This window comes from Streptomyces sp. NPDC002889, assembly GCF_042888425.1.
Lineage (GTDB): Bacteria > Actinomycetota > Actinomycetes > Streptomycetales > Streptomycetaceae > Streptomyces.
The window spans coordinates 144346-157001 of the sequence record NZ_JBIAPT010000011.1 but is presented as its reverse complement, the minus strand read 5'-3'; the positions used below and the strand labels follow the sequence as shown (position 1 = coordinate 157001).

11 protein-coding genes are annotated in these 12656 nt (G+C 69.1%); 8 read left to right on the top strand and 3 right to left on the bottom strand.

Features of this window, described 5'->3' with window-relative positions:
• Positions 1-64 precede the first annotated feature (64 nt).
• From yajC to ACFYWI_RS18525, 5 genes are all read left to right on the top strand, one after another.
• Positions 65-538, top strand: coding sequence for a preprotein translocase subunit YajC (gene yajC, locus ACFYWI_RS18545; RefSeq protein WP_389233006.1), 474 nt, complete (start codon positions 65-67; stop codon positions 536-538).
• A gap of 149 nt (positions 539-687) precedes the next feature.
• On the top strand, positions 688-2460 hold the full coding sequence (gene secD, locus ACFYWI_RS18540; RefSeq protein WP_389233003.1) for a protein translocase subunit SecD: 1773 nt from the start codon (positions 688-690) through the stop codon (positions 2458-2460).
• Between the two features lies 1 nt (position 2461).
• Positions 2462-3571, top strand: a complete 1110-nt coding sequence (secF, locus tag ACFYWI_RS18535; RefSeq protein WP_389233000.1) for a protein translocase subunit SecF — start codon at positions 2462-2464, stop codon at positions 3569-3571.
• Complete coding sequence (locus ACFYWI_RS18530) at positions 3568-4113, top strand: adenine phosphoribosyltransferase (protein ID WP_389232997.1); 546 nt, start codon at positions 3568-3570, stop codon at positions 4111-4113. Before secF ends, ACFYWI_RS18530 begins: the two co-directional genes overlap by 4 nt.
• 211 nt (positions 4114-4324) lie before the next feature.
• Positions 4325-6811, top strand: a complete 2487-nt coding sequence (locus ACFYWI_RS18525) for a RelA/SpoT family protein (protein WP_389232994.1) — start codon at positions 4325-4327, stop codon at positions 6809-6811.
• Between the two features lie 192 nt (positions 6812-7003).
• Here ACFYWI_RS18525 and ACFYWI_RS18520 read toward each other — a convergent pair whose 3' ends face one another.
• Together ACFYWI_RS18520 and ACFYWI_RS18515 are read right to left on the bottom strand one after the other, a co-directional pair.
• Positions 7004-8233, bottom strand: a complete 1230-nt coding sequence (locus ACFYWI_RS18520; protein ID WP_389232991.1) for a DUF349 domain-containing protein — start codon at positions 8231-8233, stop codon at positions 7004-7006.
• Positions 8234-8408: 175 nt separating this feature from the next.
• On the bottom strand, positions 8409-9209 hold the full coding sequence (locus tag ACFYWI_RS18515) for a peptidylprolyl isomerase (RefSeq protein WP_389232988.1): 801 nt from the start codon (positions 9207-9209) through the stop codon (positions 8409-8411).
• A 172-nt stretch (positions 9210-9381) separates the two neighbouring features.
• On the opposite strand from ACFYWI_RS18515, the gene ACFYWI_RS18510 reads away from it, so the two are divergent.
• Both ACFYWI_RS18510 and hisS read left to right on the top strand, forming a co-directional pair.
• Positions 9382-10089 carry an MBL fold metallo-hydrolase gene (locus tag ACFYWI_RS18510; RefSeq protein ID WP_389232985.1) on the top strand — a complete coding sequence of 236 codons (708 nt, stop codon included), beginning with the start codon at positions 9382-9384 and terminating at the stop codon, positions 10087-10089.
• Between the two features lie 11 nt (positions 10090-10100).
• Entirely contained in the window at positions 10101-11363 is a 1263-nt protein-coding gene (gene hisS, locus ACFYWI_RS18505) for a histidine--tRNA ligase (protein ID WP_389232982.1), read from the top strand.
• Positions 11364-11660: 297 nt separating this feature from the next.
• Here the strand turns inward: hisS and ACFYWI_RS18500 are convergent, their stop codons facing one another.
• Entirely contained in the window at positions 11661-11840 is a 180-nt protein-coding gene (locus tag ACFYWI_RS18500; RefSeq protein ID WP_389232979.1) for a hypothetical protein, read from the bottom strand.
• Between the two features lie 137 nt (positions 11841-11977).
• Here ACFYWI_RS18500 and ACFYWI_RS18495 point away from each other — a divergent pair, with 137 nt between their 5' ends.
• Positions 11978-12625 carry a vitamin K epoxide reductase family protein gene (locus ACFYWI_RS18495; protein ID WP_389232976.1) on the top strand — a complete coding sequence of 216 codons (648 nt, stop codon included), beginning with the start codon at positions 11978-11980 and terminating at the stop codon, positions 12623-12625.
• Positions 12626-12656 lie beyond the last annotated feature (31 nt).

Here is a 12656-nt window from a genome sequence, read left to right as displayed (position 1 = left end):
CGGCGTGCCCACCCCCGTAGATCAGGCCGTTCATCAGCGCGGTCGTGCGAAGGAATTCCCCGCCGTGAATATCTTGACCCTCCTCCCCTTCATCGTGCTCATCGGGGCCATGTTCCTGATGACCCGCTCCGCCAAGAAGAAGCAGCAGCAGGCCGCGCAGATGCGTGACCACATGCAGCCCGGTACCGGCGTGCGGACCATCGGCGGCCTGTACGCCACCGTCAAGGAGGTCAACGACGACACGGTCCTCCTGGAGGCCGCCCCCGGCGTGCACCTGGTGTTCGCGAAGAACGCCATCGGTGCGGTCCTCGACGACGCGGAGTACAACCGCATCGTGCACGGTGACGGCGACGGCGACCTGAAGGCCGACGGACCGGTCGTTCCGGACGACGCCTCCGCGCTGACCCCCGGCTCCGACGCCGCGGACACCGCCGGCACCGATTCCTCGGACGACGATGCGAAGATCGATCTCGGCAAGAAGACCGAGTCGGACGAGGCCAAGGACGGCAAGGCCGACGGCGAGGCCGGCGCGAAGTAGTTCCTGACCTGGGACCGCACGGACGCCCACCCGGCGTCCGGCGGTCCTCGGGCTGTGCCGACTGATCGCGGGGGCAGGTCCCCACAACACTTCGTGGCCGCCCCGGCGCACACCCGGCGCGGGGCGGTTGGACAGGGAGAAACGAGAAGGTGGCAGCACCGAACAGGGGCCGAAGGCCCGCGGGGGCTCAGAGCAGGCCGGGACGTGCCCTGGCTCTGATCCTGATCGCCATGGTCGCGCTCACAGGCGGCATGTTCTGGGCAGGTCAGCTCACGCCGCGCCTGGGTATCGATCTGGCGGGCGGTACGACCATCACGCTCGAGGCCAAGGCCGAGCCCGGCAAAGAGAGCGCCGTCAACGAGACCAACATGAAGACCGCGGTCGGCATCATCGAGCGCCGCGTCAATGGTCTGGGCGTCTCCGAGGCCGAGGTTCAGACCCAGGGCAAGAAGAACATCATCGTCAACATCCCCAAGGGGACGAACTCCGAGCAGGCCCGCGAGCAGGTCGGGACCACCGCTCAGCTGTTCTTCCGGCCGGTGCTGACGGTTGCCGACGGAGGTCCCACCGCCCCGAAGGAGACCCCGAGCCCCTCGGCGAGCGACAAGGCCAAGGACGACAAGGCCAAGGACAAGGAGACGGCCACGCCGCCCTCCGGTTCCCCCTCGGCCACGCCGACCACGCAGGGCCGCGCCGTCACCGACGGCCTCAAGGCGCCCGCGGCATCGCCGACCCCGGCCGCGCCCGGCGCGCCGAAGGCGTCCGAGAGCCCCAAGCCCTCGGACAGCCCGGCCCCGAAGCCCTCGGCCGACCCCGCCACCGCCGCACTCCAGGAGCAGTTCATCAAACTGGACTGCACCGACGCGAAGGCCCGCGGCAAGCTCGGCGACAACGTCAAGCCCACCGAGCCGGCGGTAGCCTGTGGCCTGAACGGCGCGGGCAAGTGGGACAAGTACATCCTCGGCCCCGCCGAGGTGGACGGTAAGGACGTCGACGACGCCAAGGGCCAGCTGGACCAGCAGCGCGGCATGTGGATCGTCACGATGGACTTCACCGACTCCGGTGCCAAGAAGTTCCAGAAGATCACCGGCCGTCTCTCGCAGCAGCCCTCCCCGCAGAACCAGTTCGCCATCGTCCTCGACGGTGAAGTGGTCTCCGCCCCGCAGGTGAACCAGACGCTGAGCGCCAGCGCCGAGATCACCGGCAACTTCGACCAGGACTCCGCACAGAACCTGGGCAACATCCTGTCCTACGGTGCGCTGCCGCTCTCCTTCGACGAGCAGAGCGTCACCACGGTCACCGCCGCGCTCGGCGGCGAGCAGCTCCAGGCGGGCCTCATCGCCGGTGCGATCGGCCTCGCGCTCGTGATCATCTACCTCGTCGCGTACTACCGCGGCCTGGCCATGATCGCGATCCTCAGCCTCATGGTCTCCGCGATCCTCACGTACACGATCATGGCCCTGCTCGGTCCGGGCATCGGCTTCGCGCTGAACCTGCCCGCGGTCTGCGGCGCCATCGTCGCGATCGGTATCACCGCCGACTCGTTCATCGTGTACTTCGAACGTATCCGGGACGAGATCCGGGAGGGCCGTACGCTGCGGCCGGCCGTCGAGCGTGCCTGGCCGCGAGCCCGGCGGACCATCCTTGTCTCGGACTTCGTGTCGTTCCTCGCCGCCGCGGTGCTGTTCATCGTCACGGTCGGCAAGGTCCAGGGCTTCGCGTTCACGCTGGGCCTGACCACCGTGCTCGACGTGGTCGTGGTGTTCCTGTTCACCAAGCCCGTGATGACGATCCTCGCCCGCAAGAAGTTCTTCGCGGACGGCCACCCGTGGTCCGGACTGGACCCGAAGCGGCTCGGCGCCAAGCCCCCGCTGCGCCGCTCCCGCCGCGTCTCCGCCCCCACCGACCCGAAGGAGGCGTGAGATGTCACGACTCGGCAACCTCGGTGCCCGCCTGTACCAGGGCGAGGTCGGCTACGACTTCGTCGGCAAGCGCAAGATCTGGTACGGCGTCTCGATCCTGATCACGATCACGGCCATCCTCGGGCTGGCCGTCCAGGGCCTCAACATGGGCATCGAGTTCAAGGGCGGCGCGGTCTTCACGACCCCGAAGACGGATGTCTCGGTCAGTCAGGCGCAGGAAGTCGCGGAAGACGCCTCCGGCCACGATGCGATCGTCCAGGAACTCGGCACTGGCGGCCTGCGTATCCAGGTCAGTGAGCTGGACACGCAGCAGGCCGACCGGGTCCAGGAAAAGCTCGCCGAGGAGTTCAAGCTCGACTCCACGAAGATCAACGCCGAGCTCGTCGGACCCAGCTGGGGCGAGCAGATCGCCAACAAGGCATGGACCGGCCTCGGGGTCTTCATGATCCTTGTGGTGATCTATCTCGCGATCGCGTTCGAGTGGCGCATGGCGGTCGCCGCGCTGGTCGCCCTGATCCACGACATCACCATCACCGTCGGTGTGTACGCCCTGGTCGGCTTCGAAGTCACCCCGGGCACGGTGATCGGTCTGCTCACGATCCTCGGTTACTCGCTCTACGACACGGTCGTCGTCTTCGACTCCCTCAAGGAGGGCTCGAAGGACATCACGAAGCAGACCCGCTGGACGTACAGCGAGGTCGCCAACCGCAGCATCAACAGCACCCTGGTGCGTTCGATCAACACCACGGTCGTGGCGCTGCTGCCGGTGGCCGGCCTGCTGTTCATCGGCGGCGGTGTCCTCGGCGCCGGCATGCTCAACGACATCTCGCTGTCGCTGTTCGTCGGTCTCGCGGCCGGTGCGTACTCCTCGATCTTCATCGCCACTCCGCTGGTCGCCGACCTGAAGGAGCGCGAGCCGCAGATGAAGGCCCTGAGGAAGCGGGTCCTCGCCAAGCGCGCGGCCGCCGCGGCCAAGGGCGAGTCCGCCCAGGACCAGGAGGATGTCTCCGACCGGGCGTACGACGAGGCGCCCGGTGACGCCGCTCCCGCCGTCGTCGGCCCCCGGGGCAGCGGCCGCGGCCGTGGCCGTCCCTCGAGCAGGCGCCGATGACCCCGGCCGCCACCCGGGAGTTCCTCCTCAGCCGCATCCGTGATGTGGCCGACTACCCGAAGCCGGGAGTGATGTTCAAGGACATCACTCCCCTGCTCGCGGACCCGGCCGCCTTCACGGCACTGACCGATGCGCTCGTCGACGCATGTGTGCGGGCGCAGGCCACCAAGATCGTCGGTCTGGAGGCGCGCGGATTCATCCTGGCCGCGCCGGTCGCCGTGCGTGCCGGGCTCGGGTTCATCCCCGTGCGCAAGGCGGGCAAGCTCCCAGGAGCGACGCTCTCGCAGGCGTACGAGCTGGAGTACGGCAGGGCCGAGATCGAGGTCCACGCCGAGGACCTGGCCGCGGGCGACCGTGTCATGGTCATCGACGACGTCCTGGCCACCGGCGGTACGGCCGAGGCGTCGCTGGAGCTGATACGCCGGGCGGGCGCCGATGTAGCGGGCGTCACGGTGCTGATGGAACTGGCCTTCCTCGGTGGCCGCGCCCGCCTGGAACCGGCGCTCGGCGTCGCTCCGCTGGAGGCCCTGATCACCCTCTGACCGGTCTGATCAGCGGATTCACGGCACAGAGGCATCGATTTCGCGGCGGATCCGCAGTCCGTTCACCACGAGGACGGGTACCCGGGAGCAACCGGGTACCCGTCCTTCGTCGTGTCCGGGCGCCGGTCCGGGCGCGAGCCGAACGCCCGAGGTCGATACCATGGGCTTTCCGGACCTACCGGGGGACCCCGGAACCGCACGAGGAGCGCCCTTGCCAGACGAGGCCCAGTCCGCCGCCGCGCAGCCCGACCAGAAGGCCGACAAGGCCGCGGCAGACCTTGCCACGCCCCAGAGCACGGCGGAGCAGTCGAAGACGGCCGGGCCCGGGCGAATCACCGGCCCTGTGCCCGTCTCCGCTCCCAAGCCGGTGCCGCCGACCGCGCCGCGGACAGGCGGCTCCTCGAACCGCGTCCGCGCCCGTCTGGCCCGCCTGGGCGTGCAGCGCTCGTCCCCGTACAACCCGGTCCTCGAGCCGCTGCTGCGGATCGTGCGCAGCAACGACCCGAAGATCGAGAGCTCGACGCTGCGCCAGATCGAGCGGGCCTACCAGGTCGCCGAGCGCTGGCACCGCGGCCAGAAGCGCAAGAGCGGCGACCCGTACATCACGCACCCCCTCGCCGTCACGACCATCCTCGCCGAGCTCGGCATGGACCCGGCGACGCTGATGGCCGGTCTGCTCCACGACACCGTCGAGGACACCGAGTACGGCCTGGACACCCTGCGCCGTGACTTCGGTGACCAGGTGGCCCTGCTCGTCGACGGCGTCACCAAGCTGGACAAGGTCAAGTTCGGCGAGGCCGCGCAGGCCGAGACCGTACGCAAGATGGTCGTCGCCATGGCCAAGGACCCGCGCGTCCTGGTCATCAAGCTCGCCGACCGGCTGCACAACATGCGCACCATGCGCTATCTCAAGCGGGAGAAGCAGGAGAAGAAGGCCCGCGAGACCCTCGAGATCTACGCGCCCCTGGCCCACCGGCTGGGCATGAACACCATCAAGTGGGAGCTCGAGGACCTCGCCTTCGCGATCCTCTACCCCAAGATGTACGACGAGATCGTGCGCCTCGTCGCCGAGCGGGCCCCCAAGCGCGACGAGTACCTCGCCATAGTGACCGACGAGGTCCAGTCGGATCTGCGGGCCGCCCGCATCAAGGCCACCGTCACCGGCAGGCCCAAGCACTACTACAGCGTCTACCAGAAGATGATCGTCCGCGGCCGTGACTTCGCGGAGATCTACGACCTGGTGGGCATCCGCGTCCTTGTCGACACCGTCCGCGACTGCTATGCCGCGCTCGGCACCGTCCACGCCCGCTGGAACCCGGTTCCGGGGCGGTTCAAGGACTACATCGCGATGCCCAAGTTCAACATGTACCAGTCGCTGCACACGACGGTCATCGGGCCCAACGGCAAGCCGGTCGAGCTGCAGATCCGCACCTTCGACATGCACCGCCGTGCCGAGTACGGCATCGCGGCCCACTGGAAGTACAAGCAGGAGACCGTCGCGGGCACCTCCAAGGTGCGCACCGACGTGCCCCGTGCCGCCAAGGGCAGCGCCGGCCAGGACACCGTCAACGACATGGCCTGGCTGCGGCAGCTGCTGGACTGGCAGAAGGAGACCGAGGACCCCGGCGAGTTCCTGGAGTCGCTGCGCTTCGACCTCTCCCGCAACGAGGTCTTCGTGTTCACGCCCAAGGGCGACGTCATAGCGCTCCCCGCGGGCGCGACACCCGTCGACTTCGCCTACGCCGTGCACACCGAGGTCGGCCATCGCACCATAGGCGCACGGGTCAACGGGCGGCTCGTCCCGCTCGAATCGACCCTCGACAACGGCGACCTGGTGGAGGTCTTCACCTCCAAGGCCGAAGGCGCCGGACCCTCACGCGACTGGCTGGGCTTCGTCAAGTCCCCGCGGGCACGCAACAAGATCCGGGCATGGTTCTCCAAGGAACGCCGCGACGAGGCCATCGAGCACGGCAAGGACGCCATCGCGCGGGCCATGCGCAAGCAGAACCTGCCGATCCAGCGCATCCTTACCGGCGACTCCCTGGTCACTCTCGCGCACGAGATGCGCTACCCCGACATCTCGTCCCTGTACGCGGCGATCGGCGAGGGCCACGTGGCCGCGCAGGGCGTCGTGCAGAAGCTGGTGCAGGCGCTCGGTGGCGAGGAGGCCGCCAACGAGGACATCGCCGAGTCCACGCCGCCCTCGCGCAGCCGCGGCAAGCGCCGCTCCAGCGCCGATCCCGGCGTGGTCGTCAAGGGTGTCGAGGACGTGTGGGTCAAGCTCGCCCGCTGCTGTACGCCCGTACCAGGCGACCCCATCATCGGCTTCGTCACGCGCGGCAGCGGCGTATCGGTTCACCGGGCAGACTGTGTCAATGTCGACTCGCTCTCGCAGCAGCCCGAGCGGATCCTCGACGTCGAGTGGGCGCCGACCCAGTCGTCGGTCTTCCTCGTCGCCATCCAGGTCGAGGCGCTGGACCGCTCCCGCCTGCTGTCGGACGTCACCCGCGTGCTGTCGGACCAGCACGTCAACATCCTCTCGGCGGCCGTGCAGACCTCCAGGGACCGGGTGGCCACCTCCCGCTTCACCTTCGAGATGGGTGACCCGAAGCACCTCGGGCATGTGCTGAAGGCGGTACGGGGCGTGGAGGGCGTCTACGACGTGTATCGCGTGACCTCGGCCCGGTCCACCGCGTGACCTCGGCCCGCCGGTCGTGACAGCACCTGCGGAACGGCCCCGGTACGAAGATCCGTACCGGGGCCGTTCCGTGTGGGCACCTCAGCCATCGATCGAGGAACCACAGCGGGCATCAGCCGCCTCCGCGAGAGCGGCTGGGGGCACTCCCCGGCCCGCTGGGGCCAGGGGGAGGTTCAGCCGCCAACGGCGCGCTCAGCCGCCGAACTCCTCCAGGCCCTTCAGCGCCTGGTCGAGCAGCGCCTGACGGCCCTCGAGCTCCTTCGCCAGCTTGTCCGCCCTGGCGTTGTTGCCCGCGGCACGCGCGGCGTCGATCTGCTCACGCAGCTTGTCCACGGCCGCCTGGAGCTGACCCGTCAGACCCGCGGCACGCGCACGCGCCTCCGGGTTCGTACGGCGCCACTCGTTCTCCTCGGTCTCCTGCAGCGCCCGCTCCACCGCGTGCATCCGCCCCTCGACCTTGGGACGGGCGTCGCGCGGCACATGGCCGATGGCTTCCCAGCGCTCGTTGATGGAGCGGAACGCGGCACGCGCGGTCTTGAGGTCCGTCACCGGCACCAGCTTCTCGGCCTCGGCCGCGAGCTCCTCCTTGAGCTTGAGGTTCTCGGCCTGCTCGGCGTCCCGCTCGGCGAAGACACCGCTGCGCGCGGCGAAGAAGATGTCCTGAGCCCCGCGGAAGCGGTTCCACAGGTCGTCCTCGGCCTCGCGCTGCGCCCGCCCGGCAGCCTTCCACTGCGCCATCAGCTCGCGGTAGCGCGCGGCCGTGACACCCCAGTCCGTGGACCCGGACAGCGACTCAGCCTCGGTGACCAGCTTCTCCTTGGTCCTGCGGGCCTCCTCCCGCTGCGCGTCCAGAGAGGCGAAGTGCGCCTTGCGCCGCTTGGAGAACGCCGAGCGCGCGTGCGAGAACCGGTGCCACAGCTCGTCGTCGGACTTCCGGTCGAGCCTCGGCAGGCCCTTCCAGGTGTCCACCAGCGCGCGCAGCCGCTCACCGGCCGAACGCCACTGCTCGCTCTGCGCCAGCTCCTCGGCCTCGGTGACCAGCGCCTCCTTGGCGTGCCGGGCCTCGTCGTGCTGTTTCGCCTTCTGGACCTTGCGCTCCTCGCGGCGCTTGTCGACCGTCGCCACGAGCGCGTCGAGCCGCACCCGCAGCGCGGCGAGGTCGCCCACCGCGTGATGCTCGTCCACCTGCTGACGCAGATGATCGATGGCGGTCTGGGCGTCCTTGGCCGACAGGTCGGTCGTCTTCACCCTTCGCTCGAGGAGGCCGATCTCGACCACCAGGCCCTCGTACTTGCGCTCGAAATAGGCCAGAGCCTCCTCGGGAGTCCCGGCCTGCCACGATCCGACGACCTGCTCGCCATCGGCAGTACGCACGTACACGGTGCCCGTCTCGTCGACGCGGCCCCACGGGTCGCTGCTCACAGCGCCTCCTCCACCTGATGCCCACGAGGGGGTTCGCCCCCCGGGCATCGTCCACAGTTTCCCGGACGGGCCTCGCCCGCCCTCCACAACGCGAATCCAGGCCGCGCTGCACAACGCCAATCTAGGCGAACGGCCGCCCGGCTGTCCGCACTCAGCGCGGCCGAAATTGCCGCGCTCACACCTTCGGGACCGTGGCCTTGTCAATGGTTACGGCCTTCTTCGGGGCGCCGTCCTGCGCGCCGCCCGCCACTCCGGCCTTCGCCACGTCCTGCACGGCCTTCAGACCCCCCGCGTCCATGGTGCCGAACGGGGTGTAGGTGGGAGGCAGCTTGCTGTCCTTGTAGACCAGGAAGAACTGGCTGCCGCCGGAGTTGGGCTGTCCGGTGTTCGCCATCGCCACCGTCCCGGCCGCGTACGTCACTGTGCCGTCGGAGCCCGCCTTGCCGAGGCCCGACAGATTCTCGTCCGGGATCGTGTAGCCGGGACCGCCCGTGCCGTCGCCCTTCGGGTCGCCGCACTGGAGGACGAAGATGCCCTGCGTGGTGAGACGGTGACACTTCGTGCCGTTGAAGAAGCCCTTGTCGGCCAGCGACTTGAACGAGTTCACGGTGTGCGGGGTCCTCGCCGCGTCCATCGCGATCGTGATGTCGCCCTCGTTGGTCCTGAGCGCCATCGAGTACTTCGCCCGCTTGTCGATCGACATGGCGGGCTCGCCCTTGCTTCCCTCTGTCGCGGACGGCGTGGCGCTCGGCGACGTCCGGTCGCCCGCCTTCGACGGGTCCTTGTCGCCACTCCTCCCGCCGGGCAGGCCTCCCGTGGCATAGGCGGCCGCGCCTGCGGCGAGCACCACAGCCAGCGCCGAGGCGATGATCGTGTTCCGCCGCTTCGCCTTCGTGCGTGCCTGCTCCCGACGCTGCTGCTGGCGCTCGAACTTCTCCCTGGCGAGCTGCCGCCGCCGCTGATCGCTGCTGACCACCGGGTCTTCTCCTTGTACGTCGCGAAATGCCTGACCGCCGAGCCTGCCCGTACCGTATACGGGTTGGCTGTGGGATGAGCAGCGCCGGTAGGCTCTGAACAGCTGCAATCGATCCGGTCACAGGCCCGTCGATGCACCACATGCCCGCTCGACGACCGAACTGAGGACGATCGTGCTTATTGCCGGGTTCCCTGCCGGAGCCTGGGGGACCAACTGCTACCTGGTCGCCCCTGCCGCAGGCGAGGAGTGCGTGATCATCGACCCCGGCCACCAGGCCGCCGAGGGAGTCGAGGAAGCTCTGAGGAAGCATCGGCTCAAGCCTGTCGCCGTCGTCCTCACCCATGGGCACATCGACCATGTCGCCTCGGTCGTTCCCGTGTGCGGCGCCCATGACGTGCCGGCGTGGATCCACCCCGCCGACCGGTACATGATGAGCGACCCCGAAAAGTCGCTCGGCCGGTCCATCGGAATGCCCCTCATGGGTGAGCTGACCGTCGGGGAGCCCGACGACGTCAAGGAGCTGACCGACGGCGCCGCGCTGAGCCTGGCAGGCCTCGACTTCTCCGTCGCGCATGCGCCCGGCCATACCAAGGGGTCGGTGACCTTCCGGATGCCCGAGTCCGCGGACGTACCGTCCGTCTTCTTCTCGGGCGACCTGCTGTTCGCCGGCTCCATCGGACGCACGGACCTGCCCGGCGGCGACATGGACGAGATGCTCGAGTCGCTGGCACGTGTGTGCCTGCCGCTCGACGACTCGACCGTGGTGTTGTCCGGCCACGGCCCCCAGACGACCATCGGCCGCGAGCGCGCCGCCAATCCGTACTTGCGCGATGTGGCCGCCGGCCTCGGGAGCGTCGAAGCTCCCCGACGAGGAATGTGACGAGACTTTCCGTGAGCACCTTTCAGGCCCCCAAGGGCACGTACGACCTGATCCCGCCGGTCTCCGCGACGTACCTGGCGGTGCGCGAGGCGATCTCCGCGCCGCTCAGGAACTCGGGCTACGGCTACATCGAGACGCCGGGCTTCGAGAACGTCGAGCTGTTCGCACGCGGTGTCGGTGAGTCCACCGACATCGTCACCAAGGAGATGTACGCCTTCGAGACCAAGGGCGGTACCAAGCTCGCCCTGCGCCCCGAGGGCACCGCGTCCGTGCTGCGCGCGGCGCTGGAGGCCAACCTGCACAAGGCGGGCAACCTCCCGGTGAAGCTGTGGTACTCGGGCTCGTACTACCGCTACGAGCGCCCGCAGAAGGGCCGCTACAGGCACTTCTCCCAGGTCGGCGCGGAGGCGATCGGCGTGGAGGACCCGGCGCTGGACGCCGAGCTGATCATCCTGGCCGACCAGGCGTACCGCTCGCTGGGACTGCGCAACTTCCGCATCCTGCTGAACTCGCTCGGCGACAAGGAGTGCCGTCCCGTCTACCGTGACGCGCTCCAGGGCTTCCTGCGCGGTCTCGACCTGGACGAGGACACCCGGCGCCGGGTCGACATCAATCCGCTGCGGGTCCTGGACGACAAGCGCGACGCGGTCCAGAGGCAACTGGTGGGTGCGCCGATGCTGCGCGACTACCTGTGCGACGCGTGCAAGACGTACCACGAGGAGGTGCGCGAGCTGCTGGGCGCGGCGGGCGTCGCCTTCGAGGACGACGAGAAGCTGGTGCGCGGTCTCGACTACTACACGCGCACGACGTTCGAGTTCGTCCACGACGGCCTCGGCTCGCAGTCCGCGGTGGGCGGCGGCGGCCGCTACGACGGCCTCTCCGAGATGATCGGCGGCCCGGCGCTCCCGTCCGTGGGGTGGGCCCTGGGAGTCGACCGCACGGTCCTCGCCCTGGAGGCCGAGGGCATCGAACTCGAACTCCCGGCCGACACCAGCGTGTTCGCGGTCCCGCTGGGCGAGGAGGCGCGTCGCGTGCTGTTCGGCGTGGTCACCGAGCTGCGCAAGGCGGGCGTCGCCGCGGACTTCTCGTACGGCGGCAGGGGCCTCAAGGGCGCGATGAAGAACGCCAACCGCAGCGGCGCGCGCTACGCGATCGTCGCGGGCGAGCGGGATCTCGCCGAGGGCGTGGTCCAGCTCAAGGACATGGAGTCCGGCGAGCAGACGCCGGTCGCGCTCGGTGAGCTGATCGCGGAGGTCCAGCAGAAGCTGGCCTGACCCCCGCGGACCACGAGGGGGGCGGACGTCGGCCGCGTACGCGTCAAGGGCTCGGACCGGGAAACACCGCGGGAAACACCGGTCCGGGACTCCCTGCCCGTCGGGCTCGGTGACCCGGCGGGGCGGGGCCCGGTGCGCGCACCGCAAGGGATCCGATTTCCGGCGATAGCGGGTTGAATACGGTAAATGTCCCGGACCGTCAACTCCGCGGGCACGGATTGGTCCTGCCGAACGATTCCGATACGGGAGCCCTGGCGGCAGATACCGGTCGCCGGATCCGCGCCGAGGACGCCGACATCACCCGCGCCCCGAGTACGAGGCCCCGCAGGGAGCCCACCGCGGCGCTCCTGCCCCTCTCGGGAAGCCGAGGACCGCGGAGATCTCTTCCTGCCGGATGCCCAGGTCCAGGCTGTCCACCGCCGTCAATTCGCCGTACTGCTCGCGCAGTCCGCTTGGGCTGACCGCCGGTCGCGTCATGGCACCGGGCGCTCAGCGCGAGGTCGTCACCAGGGACGGCCATCCGTACATCCTTATGCTGATCGAACGGAGGGTGCAGGGGCGCTTGCGGCAGAATGGCCGTGCCCCAGCAGGCCACCGAGCGATGGAACGGCGATATGACGACAGCAGCGGTTGACGACGTGTCCTGCGACCACGGGCAGCGCAGTGCGCCCGGCACGGTCGGCGGCGGCAAGGCCTTCGCCTGGCTGCTGGTGATCACGGGCGCCGCCGGACTGCTTGCCGCCTGGGTCATCACCATCGACAAGTTCAAGATTCTGGAGGCCAAGCTCGCCGGGACGACCTTCACCCCCGGATGCAGTCTCAATCCCGTCGTCTCGTGCGGCAGTGTGATGGAGAGCGACCAGGCGTCCGCCCTCGGGTTCCCCAATCCGATGCTCGGACTCGCCGCCTACGCGATCGTGATCTGCGTCGGCATGAGCCTGCTGGCCGGCGCCCGCTTCCGCCGCTGGTACTGGCTGACCTTCAACGCGGGCACGTTCTTCGGTGTCGGCTTCTGCACCTGGCTCCAGTACCAGTCGCTCTACACCATCAACGCGCTGTGCCTGTGGTGCTGCCTGGCCTGGGTCGCCACGATCTTCATGTTCTGGTACGTGACCTCGCACAATGTCCGCAACGGACTGCTGCCGGCCCCCGGCTGGCTGCGCGGATTCCTCGACGAGTTCTCCTGGGTGCCGCCGGTGCTGCACACCGGCGTCATCGGCATGCTGATCCTGACCCGCTGGTGGGACTTCTGGACCAGCTGACGGCACTGTCAGTGGTCTGACCTAGGCTTCA

Excerpts from the sequence above, each read along its gene's own strand:
- secF (WP_389233000.1), top strand. The coding sequence starts at position 2,462 with ATGTCACGACTCGGCAACCTCGGTGCCCGCCTGTACCAGGGCGAGGTC.
- ACFYWI_RS18530 (WP_389232997.1), top strand. The coding sequence starts at position 3,568 with ATGACCCCGGCCGCCACCCGGGAGTTCCTCCTCAGCCGCATCCGTGAT.
- ACFYWI_RS18500 (WP_389232979.1), bottom strand. The coding sequence starts at position 11,840 with ATGACGCGACCGGCGGTCAGCCCAAGCGGACTGCGCGAGCAGTACGGC.
- ACFYWI_RS18495 (WP_389232976.1), top strand. The coding sequence starts at position 11,978 with ATGACGACAGCAGCGGTTGACGACGTGTCCTGCGACCACGGGCAGCGC.